This is a genomic window from Halocynthiibacter sp. C4, from assembly GCF_028823805.1.
Classification (GTDB): domain Bacteria; phylum Pseudomonadota; class Alphaproteobacteria; order Rhodobacterales; family Rhodobacteraceae; genus Falsihalocynthiibacter; species Falsihalocynthiibacter halioticoli.
Window position 1 is genome coordinate 849,110 of record NZ_JAPEIE010000002.1, and the last position, 22,475, is coordinate 871,584.

The following is a 22,475-nucleotide window of genomic DNA, read 5'->3' on the forward strand; positions in this document are numbered from 1 at the left end:
CCGATGGCAGAGATCCAACTGCGCAATATCAGCAAGCGCTGGGGTACATTCGTCGGCGTCGACAACTTTGACCTGACAATCGCCGACAAGGAGTTTCTTGTTCTGCTTGGTCCATCCGGCTGCGGCAAGACCACGACGATGAGGATGATCGCTGGTCTCGAGGACGCAACTGAGGGTGATATCATCGTTGATGGCGAACGCGTGAACGACAAGGAACCCAAAGATCGCGATGTTGCGATGGTGTTCCAAAGCTACGCGCTCTATCCCAACATGAACGTTTATGAGAACATCCGCTTTCCACTGAAAGTGCGCGGTGTTGATACGGCGTTGCACCACGACCAAGTGATGCAAGCGGCCGAACGCGTTGAGCTTCTTGATTTTCTTGAACGTAAACCGGCGGCGCTCTCGGGTGGTCAACGTCAGCGCGTTGCGCTTGCTCGGGCCATCGTTCGACGTCCGAAAGTGTTCTTGATGGACGAGCCGCTCTCCAACCTCGATGCAAAGCTGCGTGTTTCAACCCGCGCCCAGATTAAGAACCTGAGCCACGATCTTGCGGCGACAACCATCTATGTGACCCATGACCAAATCGAAGCGATGACGCTTGCGGATCGTGTCGTTGTGATGAAGCGCGGAATCGTGCAGCAAGTTGGCAGCCCCACCGATATCTATGACACGCCCGCCAATACCTTTGTCGCGAGTTTCATTGGCTCACCTGCCATGAACCTGATGGATGGCGAGATACAAGGCGGCACATTCCGCACCCAAAATACTGAAATTCAAGGGCTTAACGTGCCGAATGGCCCGGTGACTCTTGGTTTCCGTGCCGAGGACGCCGCCCTTGCCCTTGACGGCCAAGGCCAGATCACAGCGCCGATCTACACACTCGAGCTGCTTGGCGATGCAACGATGATTTCAGTACGGATCAACGGTGCGCTTGTCTCTGTCAAATCCGACAAATCCTATCGCGCCGAAATCGGGGACATGGTCTCGATCTCGGTGCCAAGCGAAGCCTGCCACCTCTTTGAAGCAACCGAAGATGGCAAACGTATCGGGGGCTGACCCCCGTAATTCTTTCGCCCTTGCGCGATACAACCGGGGTCCGTGTGTCGACGGCGGACCTGACACAACAGGGAGATAATCAATGTTAAAGAAACTCGCACTGGCCGGCGCGTTGTCGGTGATGACAAGCGGCGCATGGGCAGCATGTGCCTATGAAAACACGACACCTTTGAAATCACTTTCAGCTGGTTTTGAAGCTTGGAAAGCCGTCACAGACGCCATGGCGGAATGCGGGAATTTCCAAGCGTCCCTCGATCAGGAATTCCGCGAGAAACAGCCCGAAGCCTTTGCCGCGAAACCCGCGCTGTACCAGATTGGCGGCGTTGCCAACTCGACCATGATCCCGCTTTTGAACGCAGGCACAATCCGCCCGCTTGATGATCTTGTTGCGAAGTATGGCCAACACCTTGCTCCGAACCAACTCATCAAAGTTGACGGCAAGACATACGCAATCGCGATGATGGTGAACCTTCAACATCTGATGTACCGCGAAGATATCCTGAACGATCTCGGGATTGAGGTTCCAACAACATACGCCGAAATGATCGAAGCTGCGAAGAAGATCAAAGAAGCGGGCGTGGTAGATTACCCGATTGGCGGCACCTTCAAGACAGGCTGGAACCTCGGCGAAGAATTCATCAACAACTACCTTGGTGAAGGTGGCGAGTTCTTTACTGACGGAAACATGCCTAACATCAACAATGAGAAAGGCGTTGCTGCTCTCGAGGTTATGAAGGCACTCACAGAGTACATGGACCCAGAGTACCTCGTGTCGGACTCGACCTATGTTCAGCAGCAGTTCCAGCAAGGCAAGATTGCCATGGCGAACCTTTGGGCCAGCCGTGCCGCCGCGATGGATGATGAAGCCGAGAGCCAAGTTGTTGGCAAGGTCGTGATGGCCGCAGCGCCGATGGGTTCGGTGCGTCCAGCGTCTTCGCTATGGTGGGATGGCGTCGTTTTTGCCGCCAACATGACCGATGAAGAAGCCGAAGCAGCATTTCAGGTTGCCATGGAGGGCATGGACACAGAGATGGTCCAAGCCAACAACGATGCCGCTGTGTGGCTGATCGATGGCTTCACTGCTGGTCCGCTGGCCAAAGGCGCCTATCAAACCGCACAAGCTGGCACCGCGCCATACCCTGGCTCTGGCCCGATGGGCATCATGCACACGGTTCTGGGCAATGGCATCTCCGACTATCTGACAGGCGCCAAAGATGCAGCGACAACTCTCTCTGACATCGAAGCTGCCTACATCACTGCCGCCAAAGAATCTGGTCTGGTGGAATAACACTCCCTGTCGGGGGGAGGTTTCGGCCCTCCCCCGGCTTTAACGAAACTTTAGGATCACCAGAAAGGCAGAGCCATGAATTTCAAGACTTTCGCAGCTTTCGTCGGGCCCTCTGTCATTATGATGATCCTTTTCATCGCCTTCCCTCTCGCAAGCGTCCTGAAGCAAAGCTTCTATAATACCAAGCCGATTTACGAGACAGTCGAGGTTGAATCCTGCTCTCCGGGATTCCCCGACCAGATCTGCGTCACCGAAAAGAAATCCGTCCCGAAGTTGGACGACGAAGGCAATATTATTGAAACAACCGAATTCGTCGGGTTGCAAAGCTACTCCAATGTTCTTGAACTCGAACGCGCATGGAACGCGGTAAAGACCGATGGTTTGATTGCGCTTCAGTCGATTGATTTCTGGAAAGCCCTTCGTTTCACACTCACCTTTACGCTTATCACCCTGCCGCTCGTTCTGGCGGGTGGGCTTGGCATTGCATTAATGATCAACAATGCAACGAGCGCGATTAAAGGCCCTGTCATTTTTCTCTCGCTCCTGCCGTTTATCATTACGCCGGTCATTGGCGCGCTGAGCATCAACTGGCTCTTTCGTGGAGACGGCATTCTGACCGCGTTCATCGAGTGGTACCTCGGACGCGATGTATCCCTATTTGCGCAGGCTTGGACCATCGAACTATTGATGATGCTCTATCGGGTCTGGCACGTTGCACCGTTCGCGGGGATCGTCTTCTATGCAGGGCTTCAGACAGTCAATACAGACGCTCTTGAAAGCGCCGTTATTGATGGTGCGAGCCGTTGGCAGCGTTTGAAATACGTCGTCATTCCGCACCTCACGCCACTTATCGTTTTTGTATCGATGATCCACCTGATGGATTCCTATCGAGTATTCGAAGAGGTCGTTGGCTTCTCTAGTCAGGGATACGTGATCAGCTTGCAGTGGCTCACCTATGATTTCCTCGTGCCGGACCAAGCGGGCAACCGCTCCGTAAGCCGCGCATCGGCCTCCGCGATGATTACAATGATCGGGATTGCCATACTTCTGGTGCCGCTACTCCGCCGCACATGGAACGACCACAAAGGAGGCCACTAAGATGTCATCACGCGCGCTTCGTCAGCCACTGGCCCTAAGAATTACCTCCGCGACCTTCCTTGCCGTTTGGTGCCTTGTTGCTGCCTTCCCGATCTTCTGGATCATGGTGATGAGCTTCAAATCGCCAGTCGATGCATTCTCGTCGAACCCGCTGAATGTGATATTCGGGCCAAGTACCAGAGCAGGCGGCAACGGGCTTTCGCTGCTTGATATTATCTTCGGCATCATCGTGATCTGGGCCACCGTGCGGATCGCGACCAAGAAGCTGCCAGGTATGGTCGAAGCCTATTCTCCAGCGGGGCAAAAATGGGTCGGTTGGGTGATCGGCGGGCTTGCGTTGGTTCTGGGCTTCCTCGTGACGTTCTTTGCTATTCTTCCCGCAATCCTTGACGTTCTTAACCCGATGCTCGGGCCGCTCGGACGCGATATTATTGGCCTTACAACCGAACATTACAAAACGGTCTGGGTGGAACGCGGATTCTCAAATAACTTCAAGAATTCGATGATCGTGACAACCGGGGTTGTTGTCGTCTCGCTTACGTTCGGAACGCTTGCAGGATATGGCCTCGCGCGCTCCGGCTCACGTTTGGCCTTTGCCATCCTCATTACAGCGCTGATTTTCCGCGCCCTTCCGCACTCTGTATTGGTGGCGGGCTATCTTCCCGTATTCATCAGCTCCTCAGAATGGCTTGCGCCGATCCTTGGTGAAAACGCCCCGACCCTCTACGGCAAACCATTCGCGGTTATTGCGGTTTTGGTGGCCATCAACCAACCCTTCACCATCTGGATGCTGCGTTCGTTCTTCCAGAACATTCCGGCCGAGCTTGACGAAGCCGCGCGCGTTGACGGATGCAGCCATTTTCAGGCCTTCCGCCGTGTGATTATGCCGGTGATGTGGCCGGGTGTGATTACAACCGGGCTGTTTTCTTTCCTGCTCGGCTATAACGATTTCCTCGTGACGTCGCTTTTGCTTGATGCGCAAAACCAAACCATGGTGCCCGCAATCGCAGGCATGTTCAGCCGCGAAACAACCACCACCGATCAGGTTGTGGCGGTTGCGGCGGCGGTTTCGATTACCGCTCCACTGTTCTTCCTTGTGATGCTGTTCCAGCGTCAGATCGTCAGCGGCCTGACCGCAGGCGCCGTGAAAGGGTGATCAGATGAGCCGCGTTGCCCGACATAGCGCCCTGTCACGGCATCCCGCGTTAAACCGGATGCCACGGGATTTTCTGCTCGGTGATCTTCTCCCCGCAGAATTCCAAGGAACATTGACAGGAGAAGAGTGATGAAAGGTTCCCGCCCCGAACAAGCGGTGCTGACCCGAGACACGGACTTGAGCAAAACAGACGAAACCCGCCGCGTCATCGAGAGTATGGTCGACGGGTTGAACGATCACCGCATCAACGACATCGGCGAGTTTTTCGCTGACGGTTTTCGATGGATGGGCAATCAAGGTTGCGGCACGAAAACAGGCCTGCAAGAGTTTCAGGACAATTGGCAACGCCCCTTTCAGGCGGCGTTTTCCGACAAGACCTGTATCGACGAAGCCCGCCTCTACATGGGCGAATGGGCCGCCGCATTCGGACGACAAGAGGCCACCCATTCCGGCACGTTTATGGGCATCGCGCCCACAGGCAAGCGCGTTGAAATCCGCTACATGGATTTCTGGAAAGTCGTGGACGGCAAAATTGTCGACAACTGGGTGAACGTGGATTTCGCACATGTCGCCGCACAACTCGGCGTGGATTTTTTTAACGGAGAAGGCTGGGAAGCCTATGACCGGGGTGAACGTCTTGCCCCACGGCCCAACCAGCAAGGATAAAGCTATGACAATCACACACCTCAAAAACGGCAAACCCGCTGCAGACCGCGCCGAAGATGACGCGAAAACCGCAGAGGTTGTGGCCGCGACTTTGAAGGACATCGAAACGCGCGGCGACGTTGCGGTACGCGAGTTGGCCAACAAATTCGACGGCTATGACCGAGAGAGCTACCGTCTAACGCAAGATGAGATTGAAGCGCTAATTGCCAAGGTAAGCCCGCGTGATTTGGAGGACATCAAGTTCGCTCAAGAGCAGGTTGTGAATTTCGCTCAGGCGCAGCGCGACAGCATGAAAGATATCGAAGTCGAGACTCTTCCCGGCGTAATCCTTGGCCACAAGAATATTCCGGTGCAATCTGTTGGCTGTTATGTGCCGGGCGGTAAATTCCCGATGGTCGCCAGCGCGCATATGTCGGTGGCAACAGCCAAGGTCGCAGGTGTTCCGCGGATCATCGCCTGCACCCCGCCCTTCAACGGCGAACCAAATCCGGCAGTTATCGCGGCTATGCATTTGGGCGGTGCGGATGAAATCTATGTGCTTGGCGGCATTCAGGCCGTTGGTGCCATGGCGCTCGGCACGGAAAGCATCGCCCCTGTGCATCTGTTGGTCGGTCCGGGCAACGCCTTTGTCGCCGAGGCCAAACGGCAGCTTTTCGGCCGCGTCGGGATCGACCTTTTCGCAGGTCCGACCGAAACTATGGTGATTGCCGATGAGACCGTTGACGCAGAGATGTGTGCCACCGACCTGCTGGGTCAGGCAGAGCATGGATACAACTCCCCTGCTGTTCTCGTTACCAATTCACGCAAACTCGCTGAAGAGACATTAGCCGAGATCGACCGCATCCTTGAAATTCTCCCAACTGCCGGCACCGCACGTGTTAGCTGGGAGGACTATGGCGAAGTGATCCTTTGCGACACGTATGAAGAGATGCTCGAAGTTGCAGATGATATTGCATCAGAGCATGTCCAAGTGATGACCGACCGCGACGACTGGTTCCTTGAAAACATGACCTGCTACGGCGCCCTGTTCCTTGGCCCGCGCACCAATGTGGCCAATGGCGACAAGGTGATCGGCACCAATCATACGCTCCCCACCAAAAAGGCAGGTCGCTACACCGGCGGGCTCTGGGTTGGTAAATACCTTAAAACACACAGCTACCAGAAGGTCATAACCGACAAGGCCGCCGCCGAGATTGGCGCCTATGGTTCTCGGCTCTGTATGCTTGAAGGGTTCGTCGGCCACGCTGAGCAATGCAACCTTCGCGTTCGACGCTATGGCGGTGTGAACGTAGCTTATGGCGAAGGCGCACCGCATCAGGACACATCAAATTAATATTGCAACCGGAAGGCCATGCGTGCTTCCGAACTATACGAGACACCTAAAATGGATGTTCAAACCAAGAACAAAGACCTGATCGCGCCAATTCGCGCCGCGATGTATGATTTTAACGAAGCCGATGTGCGCAAGGCGCTCGCCAATGCATCAGCGCCTGACGCAATCTTCCATCTCTGCTTTCCCTTTGGCGACAGCGTCGGCGGTGACGCATTCTATGACACCGCCTACCGAGACTTATTGAATGCGTGGCCAGACCTTGAGCGGCGCGATTACATCGTCATGGCTGGCCCAGACGAAGATGGCGCGGAGTGGGTAGGATGTGGTGGATACTACACCGGAACCTTCGAGGCGCCTTGGCTTGATATCCCCCCGACCGGTCATCAGGTCCATATGCGTTTTCACGAATTCTTCCGTGTCGAAAACGGCAAGATCGTCGAATTTCAAGCGTTGTGGGACATTCCCGAAGTCATGATGCAAGCAAATGCTTGGCCACTTGCCCCATCTCTTGGGCGCGAATGGCATATTCCGGGACCCGCAACAAACGATGGCATCGTGCAAGGCCCGTATGACATGGGAAAAGGGACCCAAGCGCGTCAGCACATCATCGATATGCTCGAACACATGAAACGCCATCCAAGCGAGGGCGGCCCGGAAGTCATGGAGATGGAGCGGTTCTGGCACGAAAAGATGAGCTGGTATGGCCCTTCTGGTATCGGAACAGGGCGCGGCATTCGGGGCTTCCGCAACTGGCACCAAATCCCGTTTCTGTCCGGCATGCCGGATCGTGGTCAATATGTGGACGAGATCGATTATCATTTCTTTGGCGATGGCGACTACGCTGCCGTCACTGGCTGGCCGGACATGATCCAAACCGTCACTCACGGCGGCTGGCTCGGCATTGCCCCCTCGGGCAAGAAAATCACCATGCGCAGTCTGGATTTCTGGCGCATCGAAAACGGGAAAATCCGCGAGAATTGGGTGTTGGTTGATCTATTGGATGCGTATCATCAACTCGGTGTGGACGTGTTTGCACGTCTGCGAGAGTTCAACAAGGTGCGGCACATGCAGCGCCTGAATATCCCAGATGGAATGAGTTGATGCAGCAATTGCCCAAGACCCCTTCGTTTCGCCTTGATGGCAAACGCGCCCTCGTCGCAGGAGCCAGCGCCGGAATCGGCCTTGCTTGTGCTGCGGCTCTTGGTGAAGCGGGGGCCGAAGTCACCCTCGCCGCGCGGCGCTTAGAAACGCTTGAGGCTTTGGTCGAGAAAATGACGAACGCAGGCATGAAGGCGCATGCGCTGCCGCTTGATGTCTCCGATATTGAAAGCACGGGAGCCGCGATTGAGGAGAGCGGCCCATTTGACATCCTCGTCAACTCCGCTGGATTAGCCCGCCACAGCCCCGCGGTCGACACAACAGAAGCGGATTTTGACGCGGTCGCTGACCTCAACATTAAAGGCGCGTATTTCCTCACACAAGCCGTTGCAAAAGGGCTGATCAAGGCCGGAAAACCCGGCAGCCTTATCAACATATCCTCGCAGATGGCCCATGTGGGCGGGCTTGATCGCGCTGTTTACTGCGCAACGAAACACGCGGTTGAGGGGTTTACCAAATCCATGGCCATCGAGTGGGGCAAGGCGGGCATTCGGGTCAACACGATCTGTCCGACGTTCATTCTGACCGACTTAACGCGCACCACATTTGAGCAGCCCGAAAAACGAGCGTGGATCGAGGACAAGATCAAGCTCAACCGCGTTGGTGAGGTAGAAGACATCATGGGCGCCGTGCAGTTTCTCGCGTCTGATGCCTCAAGCCTTGTGACCGGCACGTCGCTCATGATCGATGGAGGATGGACAGCAGAATGAGCAAAGTCACCTCCTCCCAAGTCGCAGAGCGCGCAGGCGTCAGCCAATCCGCAGTTAGTCGCGTGTTTACGCCTGGCGCGTCGGCCTCCAAACGGACCGTTGAAAAGGTCAAGAAAGCCGCCGAGGAGCTTGGCTATCGCCCAAACTCACTTGCCCGCGCGATGGTTTCAGGCAAGAGCCGTATCATTGGCCTTGTCGTCGCGTATCTGGAAAACCACTTCTACCCTGAGGCGCTAGAAAAACTGTCAAATGCACTTCAGGAACAAGGATATCACGTTCTGATTTTCATGGCGTCAAACAATGCCGAGAACATCAACTCTGTGGTCGAGGAAATTCTTGATTATCAAGTCGATGGCATCATCACGGCTTCTGTTGCCATGTCATCGGAATTGACCAAACGGTGCCGCAATGCAGGCATTCCGATTGTCCTTTTCAACCGCTCGCAAGATGGGCCAGACCTCTCTTCCGTGGCATCGAATAATGTTGAGGGCGGGCGCAAAGTTGCGGAATTCCTGATTGCTGGGGGACACCGTAAAATTGGCTATATCGCAGGGTGGGAAGGCGCATCGACCCAGCGCGACCGTGAAACAGGGTTCTGTGCGGGATTGGCCGCGCACGGTCTTTCGCTATTCGCCCGCGCTGACGGCGATTTCAAATCAGAAAAAGCCGCCGAAGCCGCCCGCAATATGTGCCTAGGCGAAGATCGCCCAGACGCCATTTTCGTTTGTAACGACCACATGGCTTTTGCGGTTATGGATGTGCTGCGTTTTGAGCTTGGATTGTCTGTTCCCGGCGATGTTTCGGTTGTTGGATACGACGATGTTCCGATTGCCGCGTGGCCTGCCTACAGCCTCACAACGGTCCGCCAGCCTGCAAACCGAATGGTTTCAGAAACCGTCGAGTTATTGCTCGCCGAGATCGACGCAACGGGGCAAGGACCACAGAAAATAGAGATTGACGGGCCGCTCATCGTGCGCGGTTCGGCGCGTGTACCGGAAGGATGGAGCACATGAAGGGATTTGACAGCAAGTTCAAGGACTTTCCCGACTATATCATCGGGATAACCAAGGAGATTTGGGAAGATCGCGGCATCGCTACGCTGCATGACTACTACGCACCGGATATCATTGTCCGGTCGCCAGCCTCTGTTGTCGTCGGCAATCAAGATGTGATCGGTGCAACGATGGCGACGCTTGCGGAATTTCCCGATAGAACGCTGCTTGGCGAGGATGTGATTTGGTCCGGCACTCCAGAAGAAGGAATGCTCTCTTCGCACCGCCTTTTGTCGACAGCAACGCATCTGGGCGACGGGGTATATGGCAAGGCTACAGGCAAAACGCTGACGTATCGGATCATCGCTGATTGCCATGCTATCAATAACCAGATCAACGACGAATGGCTCATTCGAGATCAGGGCGCAATCGTTGCGCAAATGGGATGGGCCCCCAAGGATTTTGCACGCGATTTGATTACGCGCGAAGGTGGACCTGAGAAATGCGTAAAGCCTTTCACCCCCGCCAACGACAAGCCCGGCCCTTATAAAGGCAAAGGGAATGACAACGAATGGGGCGCTAAATACGCGGACATTCTCAACCGTATCATGAATGCAGACATGTCGGTCATTGAGCGCGAATACGACCGCGCCGTGCAATCGGAATACCTCGGCGGCATGACGGGGCATAGCTGGGGGCCAGTTGATCGCTTCTGGATGGGGTTACGTGCCTCATTCCCGAACGCAAAGTTCACCATCGAGCACCAAATCGGTCGGGACGACCCGATGATGCCGCCGCGCGCTGCGTTGCGCTGGACACTCCATGGCAAGCATGACGGCTGGGGCGTGTTTGGTGCGCCGACCGGGGCCGATGTTTATATCCTTGGTGCGAGCCATGCCGAGTTTGGCCCTTGGGGGCTGCGCCGCGAATACACACTGTTTGATGAAACCGCCGTCTGGAAGCAGATCCTGCTTCAAACAGGAGAGCTTTAAGGTGCTTGCGCGCGCGCCATATCTAGACGCAAGTCAGGGCAGCCGAAGGTTCCATGCCTTTCGCGCTTCGCGTCGCGCGCGACGCCTGAACAATCGTCCGCCCGGCCTTCTGGTTTGACCCGCTCAAATCAGAACCAATAGGAGACAAAACAATGACAACTATTCAAGACCGCATCGTACGTTATGGCGATCTGCGCCCCTGTAAAACAGCCTTTATCGACGCCCACACACCAGGTTCCGATCAAAAGGAAAACTTCACCATTATTGGCGGCGGCGTCAGCGAAAGCCCCGATCAACACGTTCACATCACCGACCAAATCGGCTTCAACATCGGCGCTGCAGGTCAGCCGCCCAAATGCCGAAACTCGCTTCATTCCCATACAACGGCAGAGGTATTCTTTGTTCTCAAGGGCCGCTGGCGGTTCTTCTGGGGCCGCTATGGAACTGCGGGTGAATTCGTGGCCGAGGAAGGCGACATTTTCAACATTCCAACCGGCATTTTCCGCGGGTTCGAGAACATCGGAACCGACTACGGAATGATCATGGCCGTCCTCGGCGGAGATGACGCGGGCGGCGGCGTAACTTGGGCGCCACAAGTTATCGAAGACGCCAGCAACCACGGGCTTGTGCTCGGCGAGAACGGCACACTGTACGACACTAAAAAGGGCGAGACATTACCCCAAGGCGTAAACCCGATGCCGCTTTTGACGGAAGAAGAGCTGAAGGCATTTCCCGAAGTTCCTGTTGATGGCGTAATCCGTGATTATGTCGCGCGGTATTGGGACCTGATGGCGCTTGCAGGCAAGCAGCCCGCCAAGGTGATCGGCGAGGATGCATTGCTCAAGGACAAGCCGGGTTTTGAAATTGACTTCTTATCCCGAGGCTCAATTCCAGACGAGATGCACAGCCATGACAAACCAACAGTTTTGATGCCAATGCGCGGACACTGGAAGCTCCGGTGGCAGGGTGGCGAAACTGTTCTGAACCCTGGCGATACGTGTCTGATTAACCCGGGAGAAGAACACGCACTCGCCCCATCGATGACTGGCGAAGCGAGCCTTTACCGCGTTCGCACCACCGATGACCCCGCCGGCCTGACCTGGACCGGCAGCTAACCTCAAGAGGAGCCCATTATGACCCGTATCAAAACAACCCATGTGGGCTCCTTGCCGCGCACGCAGGATGTCGTCGATTTTATTTTCGCCCGCGAGAATTGCGAGCCCTTCGATACAGATGCCTTTGACACCTGCATGTCGCAGGCCGTTTCCGAAACGGTTCGCAAGCAGGTCGAGGCTGGAATTGATATCGTCTCTGACGGCGAGACATCCAAGATATCCTACGCCACCTATGTCAAAGATCGCTACACCGGCTTTGACGGTGACAGCCCGCGCAATCCGCCAGCGGACCTCAAGATGTTCCCCGGATTCCTGAAGCGGTTGGCCGATGATGGCGGAACTCCGCAATACGCACGCCCTATGTGCGTTGGCGAGGTGCGTTCCAAAGGTCAGGGCGAACTTGAGAAAGACATCGCCAATCTCAAAGCCGCAATGAAAGAGCATGGAGCGGAGCGCGGATTTATGAATGCCGCAAGCCCCGGGGTGATCTCTCTGTTCCTGCAGAACGATTACTACAAGTCGCGCGAGGCTTATCTTGCGGCTCTAGCTGATGCGATGAAGGCCGAATACGAAACCATCGTGGCTTCAGGGCTTGATCTGCAACTGGACTGCCCTGATCTGGCCTTGTCGCGACATATGCTCTTTACCGATTTGAGCGACGACGAGTTTATCAAGGTTGCCGATATGCATGTCGAAGCGCTCAATCATGCGCTGTCTGATGTGCCTGCAGAAAAGGTACGCGTGCACATCTGCTGGGGCAATTACGAAGGGCCACATTGCTGCGATATTCCGATGGCCAAGATGTTTGATACCTTGATGAGCACCAAATCACGCTACGTGCTGTTTGAAACTTCAAATCCGCGCCATGGTCATGAATGGACCACGTTCCGTGACCGTCGCGGTGATATTCCTGACGATAAAGTCCTCGTGCCAGGCGTTGTCGACACAACCACCAATTTCGTTGAGCACCCCGAACTCGTCGCAGAGCGCATCGGTCGGTTTGCCGATATCGTTGGCGCAGAGCGGGTCATTGCTGGAAGCGACTGTGGGTTTGGGACATTTGCAGGCTTTGGTGCCATTGATCCGGACATTGCCTATGCCAAGCTCGCGGCACTATCGGAGGGGGCTGCGCTGGTTAAATGACACCGCTTGTGATGCTCCCTGGTATGATGTGTGATGCGCGGCTTTTTGCGCCGCAGTTTGCCGCGTTTTCCGGTCAACGTATGGTGGCCTGCGCGCCACTTGTTGAACGCGCCACCGTCGAGGGGCTTGCACGCGATATTCTGGCCAACGCCCCACCCCGATTTGCCCTAGCTGGGCTATCAATGGGCGGGATCGTGGCCATGGAGGTTCTGCGGCAAGAGGGCGAGCGTGTTGAACGCATAGCGCTTCTCGACACCAACCCGCTTGCCGAGCTTGAAGAGGTCAAGGCGCGCCGTTTTCCCCAGATGACGGCGGTGCGCGACGGTGGGCTCGCAACCGTAATGCGCGACGAAATGAAGCCCAACTATCTAAGCTCCGGCCCGCGTCGCTATGAAACGCTCGATCTCTGCATGGATATGGCTCTTGATCTGGGGCCGCATGTTTTCCTGACCCAATCGCGCGCTTTGATGGACCGGCCAGACCAAACAGAAACATTGCGTAACGCCAAGATTCCCGCGCTCGTTCTCTGCGGACGAGAAGATATCCTCTGCCCTCCAGAACGACACGAAATGATGGCGGATCTGATCGAGGGCGCGCATCTGGAAATTATAGATAACGCGGGGCATTTGCCCACGCTTGAACAACCCGAAAAAACCAACGCGGCACTGGCCCGTTGGCTGGAGGCATAATGAACGACACTCTTTTAAAGCTGCTTAAGCAGGTCGATACCCCTACAGTTTGCAACGCCATTGAGGTCGCTCAAGGCAAACGCGGCTTTAATGATTTCACGCGCAGTACAATGTTGGCGTCACATCCGGATGCTCCCGCGATGGTCGGCTATGCGCGCACCGCACGAATTGCCGCAGTTGCTCCGCCCACTGAAGCGCCAGAGGTGATAAAAGCGCGGCGCATGGACTATTATCGCCACATGTCAGAAGGTCCGCGCCCCGCCATTGCCGTGGTTGAAGACGTGGATTTCCCGCATTGCATCGGCGCCTTCTGGGGCGAGATAAACACCACCGTCCACAAGGGGCTCGGCCTATCCGGAACGCTTACAAACGGGGTTATGCGCGACCTTGGGGATGTGCCTGATGGATACCCAGTTGTTGCAGGATCCATCGGTCCGAGCCATGGATTTGTCCACGTCAAAGATATCGGGCAGCCAGTAACAATCTTTGGGATGCGCGTTGCCGATGGCGATCTGGTTCACGCAGACAGACATGGCGCACTGGTGATCCCACCAGAAGTAACTCCCGAATTGGAAGCTGCAATTCGCAAGTTGCTCGACACAGAAAACCTCATCCTTGAACCCGCGCGCAAAGAGGGTTTTGACTTCGAAGCCTTCGAAGCCGCATGGGCAGAATTCGAAGCCGCTAGAACTTAGGCAGCCGCTTCAATACCTTGCGATTACTTGATGGTACCAACAAATCTAGCGCCGCTTGTATTGATCAATGTAAGTTGCCGTTGTTGACGACATACAAATCATACCGCAGTTGCGAATAACCGATACAGCGAAGACCGTTATCATAGAACTTCTACTCCGGCACATCCCAACGATCCGTGCCCGCAAAATACACTTACTGGCTCACACGCGCCCCAGGCCCTGGTTCGGCATTCGGAGGACATTTCCCGAGGATAATCATACCAAGCACTTCGTCCTGAGTTACGTCATCTTTTTTGGCTGCCCCCACCACTTGCCCGTTCTTCATCACGACGAGTCTATCGGCAAGATCAAACACATCGTGCATATCGTGGCTGATGAGGAAGATGCCGATACCTTTGGCTTTGAGTTCGCGGATCAACTCGCCAACCATCGCGGTTTCATGCGGGCCAAGCGCGGCGGTTGGCTCGTCCATAATCAAAACGCGCGCCTCAAAGTGGATCGCGCGGGCGATTGCAATCGTTTGGCGTTGTCCACCAGACAGATCACGACACGGGGTGTTCAGGTTGGTAAAACGCGGGTTTAGCTGATTGATAACCTTGGCTGCATGGTCGCGCATTTGCGCGCTGTCCATAATCTTGAACGGCCCAACCCTCCACGCGATTTCACGCCCCAAGAACAGGTTGGCCGATGCATCGAGATTGTCCGCAAGCGCCAAGGTCTGGTGGATGGTTTCGATGCCCAAGTCGAAAGCCTCTGCCGGAGAGGATAGCTCTGCTGGATTGCCGTCAACCAACACGGAGCCCGTATCTCGACGATAGGCTCCTGCGAGCATTTTCATCAGAGTTGATTTACCCGCACCGTTGTGCCCTAAAACAGCAACAACCTCGCCTGGATAGAGATCGACATCTACATCTTCAACAGCATGGACTCCGCCGAAAGCCTTGGACACGCCGCGCATTTCAATAAGTGGCTTCATGATTGTGCCCTCCTCACTCTTCGCCCGACAGATATTTATCCGCCAGAACAGCAACCATCAGGACAAGGCCAATAGCGACCATCCGCTGCGAACTCGAAGCGCCAATCAGCACCATTCCGCTTTCGAGGCTCTGAATGATCAACGCCCCAACAACCGCACCCGCAATTGTTCCGCGACCACCAGAGAGGGACGCCCCCCCGATCACCGCAGCCGCGATGGCCGAAAGTTCCAACAATTCGCCAGTGCTTGACGTTCCGGCGTTCAGGCGCGCCGTGGTCACTACAGCGGCAATCGCACAGAGAACCCCCATCGCAATAAAGACCTTGAGCACGGTGCGACGTGTTGGAATGCCGTTAAGCCGCGCAGCTTCGATATTGCCACCTATAGCAAAAATGTAACGGCCGAAGGTGGTGAAGCGGGTAACGAACTCCATGAACAGCACGACCGATAGAAGCACAAGTGCAGGAACCGGAATGCCGCGCCCGATATCGCTCCGAGGTTTCATATAGGAGTTCATCGTGGCAACGAATGCGGCAGCAACTACGAATACAGCAAAGAAGCGCAGCAGTTTGGTGCGAACGGTCGAGTCAAACCCAAGCCGCATCTGGCGGCGATGGACTAAAATTTCGCCAAGACCGTAAAGCACCATGATAATCGCGAACAACGCCCAACTCGGTCCGACGCCGAGCGCGCCATCAATACCGCCGCCAAACAGCCGATAAACGGGATCAAACGGCGCAAGGGTTTTGCCCTGAGCAACTTCGAAGGCCGCGCCGCGAAAGATAAGCAAGCCACCAAGCGTCACAACAAAAGAGGGCACGCCGAAATAAGCAATCCAGACGCCGTGCCACGCACCAATCAAGGCGCCAAGCCCGATGCCGATAGCAACCGTGAGCGGCCAGTTCCATGCTGCATCTTGTGGGAAAATCTCGATCTGGAGCATCGCGATGACCATCCCGACACAGCCCAAGACGGACCCAACAGAGAGGTCAATATTGCGGGTCACAATGACCAGCGTCATACCGCATGCCAGAATGGCGACCACGCTGGTCTGAACAACGAGGTTATAAAGGTTCCGCGCCGAGAGGAACAAACCTCCTGACAAGAAATGGAACGTCACGGCAATAACGACGAGCAGACCAACAAGCGACAACGTACGAACGTTGAACCCGCGGTTGTTTGTCGGTTCTGCCAACGATGGCGGCTCTAGGGTCTCGGTGGTCATGGCGTTTCCCAAAATTCAGAACGGACCGGCCCAAAGGCCGACCCAATGGGTTTAGTTACATGCAGCAGGTGCGTTTTCCGTAACGCCAGCGCAGAGGTCTTCTTTGGAGATCCAGTCGGCATCAACCACCACATCGAGGTTCTCGTGGGTGATCGTTACCGGCGCGAGAACCGATGCGTTTTGCGCCGTCCCTTTGGGGCCTTTGTCCCAAACAACAGAGCCTTCAATATCTTCGGGCGCCGTGCCTTTGGCCAGTTCAAGCGCAACTTTCGCGCCAAGACGGCCAAGATCGCGGGCGTCCTTCCACGCGGTCACGGTTTGCGTGCCGAGCGCGATGCGGTTAAGCGCCGCGATGTCCCCATCCTGACCAGACACAGGAATGCCCTCTAGGCCAACGGATGTAAGCGCAGCAACAACGCCGCCCGCAGTACCGTCATTCGACGCAAGAACGGCATCTACTTTGTCGTTTACAGCGGTGAGGATATTTTCCATATTTTTCTGCGCGTTATCCGGCACCCAGCCATCGGTCCATTGCTCGCCAACAATTGTGATATCGCCGTTTGCGATAAGTGGATCGATAATCTCTTTCTGGCCCGTCAGAACATAGTGGGCGTATTGGTCTGTTGGGCTGCCTTTGATAATAACGTAATCGCCTTTGGGCTGCGCACGGACAAGCTCACGCGCCTGAATGCGGCCCACTTCGACAGGGTCGAACGCGACATAGTAAACGCCCGGATACTCGATTTGACGTTCATAGGCGATAACCGGAACACCCTCGGCAAGCGCGCGTTCAACTGATGGGATAATCGCCTCGGAATCCCAAGCAACGATGAGCAAAACATCAACGCCACGTGCCAACAAACCGTCGATATCGGATGCCTGACGCTCGTTAGAACTCTGGGCGTCTGCGGTTACCAATTCCGCTCCGGCTTCCTCAAGTCCGGCGCGCAGTCCGCTTTCGTCGATTTTCCAGCGCTCTTCCTGATAGTTGGCCCAGCTCATGCCCACCGTGATATCCGCGCCAGCGCAGGCGCAGTCATCAACGCACTCAGGCTCAAACCAGCCAAGAGGCTCATTACAGATCTTCTCTTCATCTTCTCTCTCCCTATTGTTGGGGCGGATTTTCCACCCCGATTGGCATTAGGCGCCGGGATTGTCGTCCACAGTGCCTGCAACGTATTGATCAAGATCGATTATTGCCCCCGTCATCATCGCCGCGTCCGAAGAGGCGAGGAACGAGATGAGGGCGGCGGGGTCTTGGGGCATCAACAAACGCCCGAAGGGTTGTTTTGCCCCGAGAGTGTCGGCCCAGTCCTCCGGCAGGCCATGCACCTTGGTTTGCACCTCTTGTTCGGCGGGCGTCCATGTCCAGCCGAGATTGATGCCAAAAACATGCAGACCATCACGCTTGAGCGTATTTGCAGCGCCCTTGGTCAGCCCTGCTAGCGCAGCCTTCGAAGAGGAATACGCCAAAAGGAAGGGCGGGCCGCCATAGGCAAGCATGGAGCAAATATTCACGATTACACCACCACGCCGCATTACGGGCGCAACGGTCTGCATTAGGAAAAACGGTGCACGCACATTGAGCGCAAAGATGCGATCAAAGGCATCGGGCGTTGTATCAGACAAGCCACCGCGTTCGGTTGTGCCCGCCGCATTCACCAAAATATCGACCGTGCCGAGCTTTTGAACCGCTGCGCCGATCTGGCTGGTTACGGTATCGATGTCGCGCAGGTCGATGCTTAGGCTCTGTGCCTCTGCGCCGTCGCTTTCAAGTTTGGCGGCAAGCGCATCAAGCGGTTCTGATTGCCAATCGATCAACAAAAACCGCTTCACGCCATCTTGCTTGAGCCGAAGCACTGCCGCCTCGCCGATGCCTTGCGCGGCTCCTGTTACGATCGCTGTTTTCGGATGTGTCATGTTCTGAGCCTCCTCACCCTACGAACCGTGGTTCGGCAATGCCGTGCGTATTCAAACCGTCGATCACGAATACAGCGCCACGCAGCGGGCCATCGCCGGGATATTTCGGCAGTGGCGGTTCGGCCATCGAAGTCACGAAAAGACGGTCAAGATCAGCACCGCCGAAGTTCAGGCTGGTGATTTTACAAACGGGCATTTCAATAATGCGATCAACCGAACCATCCGGCGCGTAACGGAAAATCCTCCCGTCAAAAACGCTTGCCGACCAAATAAAGCCTTCTGCATCAACAGTTGCTCCATCGGGGGCGCCGCCGCGTGACTTATCCATCTCGACAAAAACGCGCTTGTTGATGGCCTCGCCTGTTTCGACGTTATAATCGTAGGCGTAAATCTCGCTCTGGAAGCTGTCCGCGAAATACAACGTTGTGCCGTCAGGCGACCAACAAGGGCCGTTGGAGCAGATTATTCCGTCATCCAGCTTGCGAAGAGACATGTCCGAGCCAAGCTGCCAGAGCATGCCCGTCGGGTTCTCTTCGCCCGTATCCATTGAGCCACAAACAAACCGGCCAGCGGGATCAACCTTGCCGTCATTCAACCTGTTTTGCGCGGCATCTGGTTCAGGGTTGGCGATGAACGTTAGCTCCCCGCTGTCTAGCTCGAGCCAGTGAAATCCGTCGCGCAGCGCAACAAGCAAACGGTCTTCGCGCGCAAGTGCAATCGAGCCAATCTCCGACGGCATGATCCAAGACGTTATGTTTGCGCCGTTTCCGTCTATCCGAAAATCCGCTTACCCAGCCCATCTATGAAATAGAGGCGCTGCGCCTCGGCATCCCACAGGGGGCTTTCACCAAGAAGCGGTTTCACATCTGCGAAAACGGAAATCTGCATCAGAAGTTAACCTCCGATGCACCTTTAAGCCCAAGGTTATCGCGCGCTTCATCAGGAGTTGCCATTTCGGCTCCAACACCAGCGAGGATTTGGCCAACAAGCTCTACCTGCTGTGCGGATGACGTGGCCTTCTCACCCGGTCCAGCCCAGAGCGAGTCCTCTAGACCAACGCGAATGTGCCCTCCCATCGCCGCTGACATGGCCGCGATGCGCAACTGGTTGGCTCCAGCTCCCAAGACCGACCATTCATATCGGTCGCCCAAAAGCCGATCCGCAGTGCGGCGCATCATTTGAACGTCCTCGGGATGTCCGCCGATCCCCCCAAGGAGGCCGAAAACCGACTGTACAAAAAGCGTGCCTTCGATCCCTTTTCGCGCAGCCATATGTTGCAACGAATAGAGATGGCTTATGTCATAGCACTCGAACTCAAAGCGTGTGCCATTCTTGAGGCCGCCACCAAGAATATATTCTATATCGCCGAAGGTGTTCTTAAAGATCACATCCTTCGAATTCTCCAAATGCGCGCGCTCCCAGTCATGCTCAAACTCGGAGAACCGGTCGAGCATCGGATAGAGCCCGAAATTCATCGACCCCATATTGAGCGACGCCAGCTCAGGCTTATAGTGAAGCGCTGGCGCAGCGCGTTCGGAGACATCCATAAAAGGGCTGCCGCCTGTCGTTACATTAATGACGGCTCCGGTTTCCTTAAGCGCAGGCAAAATGCGCGAAAACGCCTCGACAGATTGATCTGGCCGACCTGTTTCCGGATCACGCGCGTGAACATGCAGAATGCTCGCCCCAGCGTCGGCCGCGCGGCGCCCTTCCGCGATGATCTCATCGGGGGTGACAGGCAGATGCGGCGACATAGACGGCGTATGAATCGCGCCAGTCAATGCACAGCTAATGATAACTTTTCTTGGCTTAGCCATGTATCTTGGTTCCTCTGTTCGTCCAGAACGCCGCAAGCTCAGCAAGCCTGTCGTCGCGCCAGTTCTGGCGGTCTTGTAAATCTTTGGCGGGGAGTTCGTTTCGACGCGATGCCACAAGCTGCTCAGCTACGGGCCCGTTCCAGTCGTAACGCGCGGGGCGTTCGCGTCCGATTGCGCGGTAAGCCTCTCCGTAGCGGTCAAAGAACTCGGCTATGCCACCGGGCGCATTCAAATCGATGGTTTCAAACGGCCCCATAAAGGACCAGCGCCGCGAAAGCCCGGCGCTCATTGCGCGGTCAACATCGGCTGGATCGGCAATCCCTTCAGCAACCAGCTTGACGGCCTCATCAAGCAAAGCCCCCTGAAGGCGGTTCATGATAAACCCTTCGGCTTCGTGCCGCGCCACCACTGGCGTTTGGCCAATCGACTGCATGAGGGCCGCAACTTGCTGAACAATCGCGGTATCGGTGTCCGCCGAAGGGACAATCTCGACGGCGGGGATCAGGTGAGGCGGATTAAGCGGGTGCGCAACAAGACAGCGCGACTTGCCCGCAGTATTCCGCGCGATCTCAGACGGTAAAATCGCAGAGGTCGAACTGGCAATCGGCACACCGGAGCGCGCTAAAGCATCGATTTCTTGGGTAAGCGCCTGTTTGACCGAGAGGCGTTCCGGGCCATTCTCCTGAATATAGTCGGCTGGCGCCACTGCATCTGCCAAAGTCTCAGTGGCAACAATTGCCTCAAGGATTTCAGATTGGGATCTGCTACCAAGCAGCCCTTTTTCGTCGAGTCCAACGAGTTGCTGCGCAATTTCAGAAATCGCCGCGTCGGCCACTCCGGAGGCAGCATCAAACAAACGAACCGAAATGCCAGCACGCGCAAAACATATCGCCCAAGATCGGCCGACAATTCCCGCTCCTATGATCGCAACAACACCTGTCACAGCTCCTCCTCAGTTGATGGCATGATCAGAGGAAACGTTTACACATGTCAACGAATTTTCTCTAACACCTGAAGAGGCGGCCACTTCAAAGCCCTTAAATCGACTGATCAAAACCATATATTTAGCATAAAAATAAGGGAAATAGTTGGGAGTTACTTGGTGCGCCACAATCACTTGCGCACCAACTCGCAATTGTAAACGTTTCCAATATGATTTACATATCGATAGCCAAATACGGGCGAATCGTACGGCGCAGACTTTGATCACTTGACTTGTTCTGCCGCGCCGTTTCTTTTGCCTAAACAGGAGGACGTATGGGAGCATCCAGCGACGACAAATCGAGAAATCCACGCCAGTCAGAATCTGGTACGGTTTCTATACGTGATGTCGCCAAGCGGGCGGGCGTTTCGATTGCCAGCGTTTCGCGTGCACTCAACTCCGGCTCAGGCAGCGTATCAAAAGCAACGCAGGAGAAAGTTGCGGCGGCGGCGCAAGCGCTCAACTATCGCCCGAACCAGGCAGGACGCGCTTTAAGATCGCAGTCGACCAACACCTATGCGCTGATAAATTCAAACATCCAAAACAACTTTTATGCCGCAATTGCTTGGGAGCTGGAGCGCCTTCTCTCTGCCGAAAAGTCCGCGCTTCTTGTCTATACGTCAAATGAAGATGCCGAGACGCAAGACCGCTGCATTGAAGACATTCGATCACGGCAGGTTTCCGGTGTTTTCTTTCTCTGCGCCGTAGATAGCCCAGGCTTGACCACTCTGACGAAGAACGACCCCGTTGTGTTTATCAACCGCCGACTTCGGTCCTGCCCTGAGATTTCGTTCGTCGGCATTGATGACGAAGCCGCCGCCCGCGCGCAGATGCGGTCTGGCGCACGAAGAGACCTTCGCAACATTGCAATCATTCACGGGCCAGAAAGTTCCGATACAAGCGCAAGGCGGCTGCGTGGTATGCTTGACGCCGCGCGTGATGCGGGTGCGAATATCGCGCCGAATGCCATAAAAGAAGCCCGCCTGTCGATGGAAAGCGGCTATGATTGCGCAGGCCCACTATTGGATGACAAGAATCTTGATGCGATTTTTTGCGGCAACGACCAGATCGCATATGGCGTTTACCGGCGCTGCTTGGAGCGCGGCATTGCCGTTCCGGATCAACTTCGGATTTACGGGTTTGATGACAACCCAATGAACGAATGGCTCGCCCCGTGGCTCAACACCGTGCGCGTTCCACATGTCGAGCTTGCCCGCACTGCCGTGGAGCAAATGCAGACTCTGACCGGCAATGGCGCGGCGCGCGAAATTCTTTTGCCGTACGAGCTCATCCAACGCGCCTAGCGCTCGCTTTCAAGTCATTCCAATAGCCTAGAGCCATCTTTCTGGTACCTGTTTCGTCCCTTCGCATTAGCGGAATTCGGGCATTCGAAAAATCATGTGAAGAAACTTATTGCATAGTGCATGCAATATTCGTAAGCAAAAGGCATACCCACTCAAT

At 55.5% G+C, this 22,475-nt stretch carries 22 protein-coding genes; 15 read left to right on the forward strand and 7 right to left on the reverse strand.

What is annotated here, in order from left to right:
* Positions 1–3 precede the first annotated feature (3 nt).
* The 14 genes from OU789_RS11350 (at position 4) to OU789_RS11415 (ending at position 14,094) form a co-directional block, all read left to right on the forward strand.
* Entirely contained in the window at positions 4–1,059 is a 1,056-nt protein-coding gene (locus OU789_RS11350; RefSeq protein WP_274655710.1) for an ABC transporter ATP-binding protein, read from the forward strand.
* A gap of 82 nt (positions 1,060–1,141) precedes the next feature.
* The gene (locus tag OU789_RS11355; protein WP_274655711.1) at positions 1,142–2,347 is read left to right on the forward strand and encodes an ABC transporter substrate-binding protein; all 1,206 of its coding nucleotides are present in this window, start codon (positions 1,142–1,144) and stop codon (positions 2,345–2,347) included.
* 75 nt (positions 2,348–2,422) lie between these two features.
* Positions 2,423–3,445, forward strand: a complete 1,023-nt coding sequence (locus OU789_RS11360; protein WP_263952355.1) for a carbohydrate ABC transporter permease — start codon at positions 2,423–2,425, stop codon at positions 3,443–3,445.
* 1 nt (position 3,446) lies between these two features.
* Positions 3,447–4,601, forward strand: coding sequence for a carbohydrate ABC transporter permease (locus OU789_RS11365; RefSeq protein ID WP_274655712.1), 1,155 nt, complete (start codon positions 3,447–3,449; stop codon positions 4,599–4,601).
* 129 nt (positions 4,602–4,730) lie between these two features.
* A complete protein-coding gene (locus tag OU789_RS11370; RefSeq protein WP_274655713.1) occupies positions 4,731–5,267 on the forward strand; it encodes an ester cyclase in 537 nt (178 codons plus the stop codon).
* A gap of 4 nt (positions 5,268–5,271) precedes the next feature.
* Positions 5,272–6,600 carry a histidinol dehydrogenase gene (gene hisD / locus OU789_RS11375; protein WP_274655714.1) on the forward strand — a complete coding sequence of 443 codons (1,329 nt, stop codon included), beginning with the start codon at positions 5,272–5,274 and terminating at the stop codon, positions 6,598–6,600.
* An 18-nt stretch (positions 6,601–6,618) separates the two neighbouring features.
* Positions 6,619–7,701 carry an ester cyclase gene (locus OU789_RS11380; protein WP_274655715.1) on the forward strand — a complete coding sequence of 361 codons (1,083 nt, stop codon included), beginning with the start codon at positions 6,619–6,621 and terminating at the stop codon, positions 7,699–7,701.
* Positions 7,701–8,468 (forward strand): SDR family NAD(P)-dependent oxidoreductase, encoded by a 768-nt coding sequence (locus OU789_RS11385; RefSeq protein ID WP_274655716.1) that lies wholly within the window; start codon positions 7,701–7,703, stop codon positions 8,466–8,468. Before OU789_RS11380 ends, OU789_RS11385 begins: the two co-directional genes overlap by 1 nt.
* Complete coding sequence (locus OU789_RS11390; RefSeq protein WP_274655717.1) at positions 8,465–9,481, forward strand: LacI family DNA-binding transcriptional regulator; 1,017 nt, start codon at positions 8,465–8,467, stop codon at positions 9,479–9,481. Before OU789_RS11385 ends, OU789_RS11390 begins: the two co-directional genes overlap by 4 nt.
* Entirely contained in the window at positions 9,478–10,452 is a 975-nt protein-coding gene (locus tag OU789_RS11395) for a nuclear transport factor 2 family protein (protein WP_274655718.1), read from the forward strand. Before OU789_RS11390 ends, OU789_RS11395 begins: the two co-directional genes overlap by 4 nt.
* Before the next feature lie 152 nt (positions 10,453–10,604).
* Positions 10,605–11,567, forward strand: a complete 963-nt coding sequence (locus OU789_RS11400; RefSeq protein WP_274655719.1) for a cupin domain-containing protein — start codon at positions 10,605–10,607, stop codon at positions 11,565–11,567.
* A gap of 18 nt (positions 11,568–11,585) precedes the next feature.
* On the forward strand, positions 11,586–12,710 hold the full coding sequence (locus OU789_RS11405; RefSeq protein WP_274655720.1) for a cobalamin-independent methionine synthase II family protein: 1,125 nt from the start codon (positions 11,586–11,588) through the stop codon (positions 12,708–12,710).
* Positions 12,707–13,399, forward strand: coding sequence for an alpha/beta fold hydrolase (locus OU789_RS11410; RefSeq protein ID WP_274655721.1), 693 nt, complete (start codon positions 12,707–12,709; stop codon positions 13,397–13,399). Before OU789_RS11405 ends, OU789_RS11410 begins: the two co-directional genes overlap by 4 nt.
* A complete protein-coding gene (locus tag OU789_RS11415) occupies positions 13,399–14,094 on the forward strand; it encodes an RraA family protein (RefSeq protein WP_274655722.1) in 696 nt (231 codons plus the stop codon). Before OU789_RS11410 ends, OU789_RS11415 begins: the two co-directional genes overlap by 1 nt.
* A 193-nt stretch (positions 14,095–14,287) precedes the next feature.
* Here the strand turns inward: OU789_RS11415 and OU789_RS11420 are convergent, their stop codons facing one another.
* From OU789_RS11420 to OU789_RS11450, 7 genes are all read right to left on the reverse strand, one after another.
* The gene (locus OU789_RS11420; protein WP_274655723.1) at positions 14,288–15,070 is read right to left on the reverse strand and encodes an ATP-binding cassette domain-containing protein; all 783 of its coding nucleotides are present in this window, start codon (positions 15,068–15,070) and stop codon (positions 14,288–14,290) included.
* Between the two features lie 13 nt (positions 15,071–15,083).
* Positions 15,084–16,295, reverse strand: a complete 1,212-nt coding sequence (locus OU789_RS11425) for a sugar ABC transporter permease (RefSeq protein ID WP_274655724.1) — start codon at positions 16,293–16,295, stop codon at positions 15,084–15,086.
* Between the two features lie 51 nt (positions 16,296–16,346).
* A complete protein-coding gene (locus tag OU789_RS11430) occupies positions 16,347–17,297 on the reverse strand; it encodes a substrate-binding domain-containing protein (protein ID WP_342453580.1) in 951 nt (316 codons plus the stop codon).
* A gap of 138 nt (positions 17,298–17,435) precedes the next feature.
* The gene (locus OU789_RS11435; RefSeq protein ID WP_274655725.1) at positions 17,436–18,215 is read right to left on the reverse strand and encodes an oxidoreductase; all 780 of its coding nucleotides are present in this window, start codon (positions 18,213–18,215) and stop codon (positions 17,436–17,438) included.
* 13 nt (positions 18,216–18,228) lie between these two features.
* On the reverse strand, positions 18,229–18,954 hold the full coding sequence (locus OU789_RS11440; protein WP_274655726.1) for an SMP-30/gluconolactonase/LRE family protein: 726 nt from the start codon (positions 18,952–18,954) through the stop codon (positions 18,229–18,231).
* A gap of 148 nt (positions 18,955–19,102) precedes the next feature.
* Positions 19,103–20,032 carry a 3-keto-5-aminohexanoate cleavage protein gene (locus OU789_RS11445; RefSeq protein ID WP_274655727.1) on the reverse strand — a complete coding sequence of 310 codons (930 nt, stop codon included), beginning with the start codon at positions 20,030–20,032 and terminating at the stop codon, positions 19,103–19,105.
* Positions 20,025–20,975: a 3-hydroxyacyl-CoA dehydrogenase gene (locus OU789_RS11450; RefSeq protein WP_274655728.1), complete on the reverse strand. Its 951-nt coding sequence runs from the start codon at positions 20,973–20,975 to the stop codon at positions 20,025–20,027. The genes OU789_RS11445 and OU789_RS11450 overlap by 8 nt, the downstream gene beginning before the upstream one ends.
* A 314-nt stretch (positions 20,976–21,289) precedes the next feature.
* Here OU789_RS11450 and OU789_RS11455 point away from each other — a divergent pair, with 314 nt between their 5' ends.
* Positions 21,290–22,318, forward strand: a complete 1,029-nt coding sequence (locus tag OU789_RS11455; protein WP_274655729.1) for a LacI family DNA-binding transcriptional regulator — start codon at positions 21,290–21,292, stop codon at positions 22,316–22,318.
* Positions 22,319–22,475: the final 157 nt, after the last annotated feature.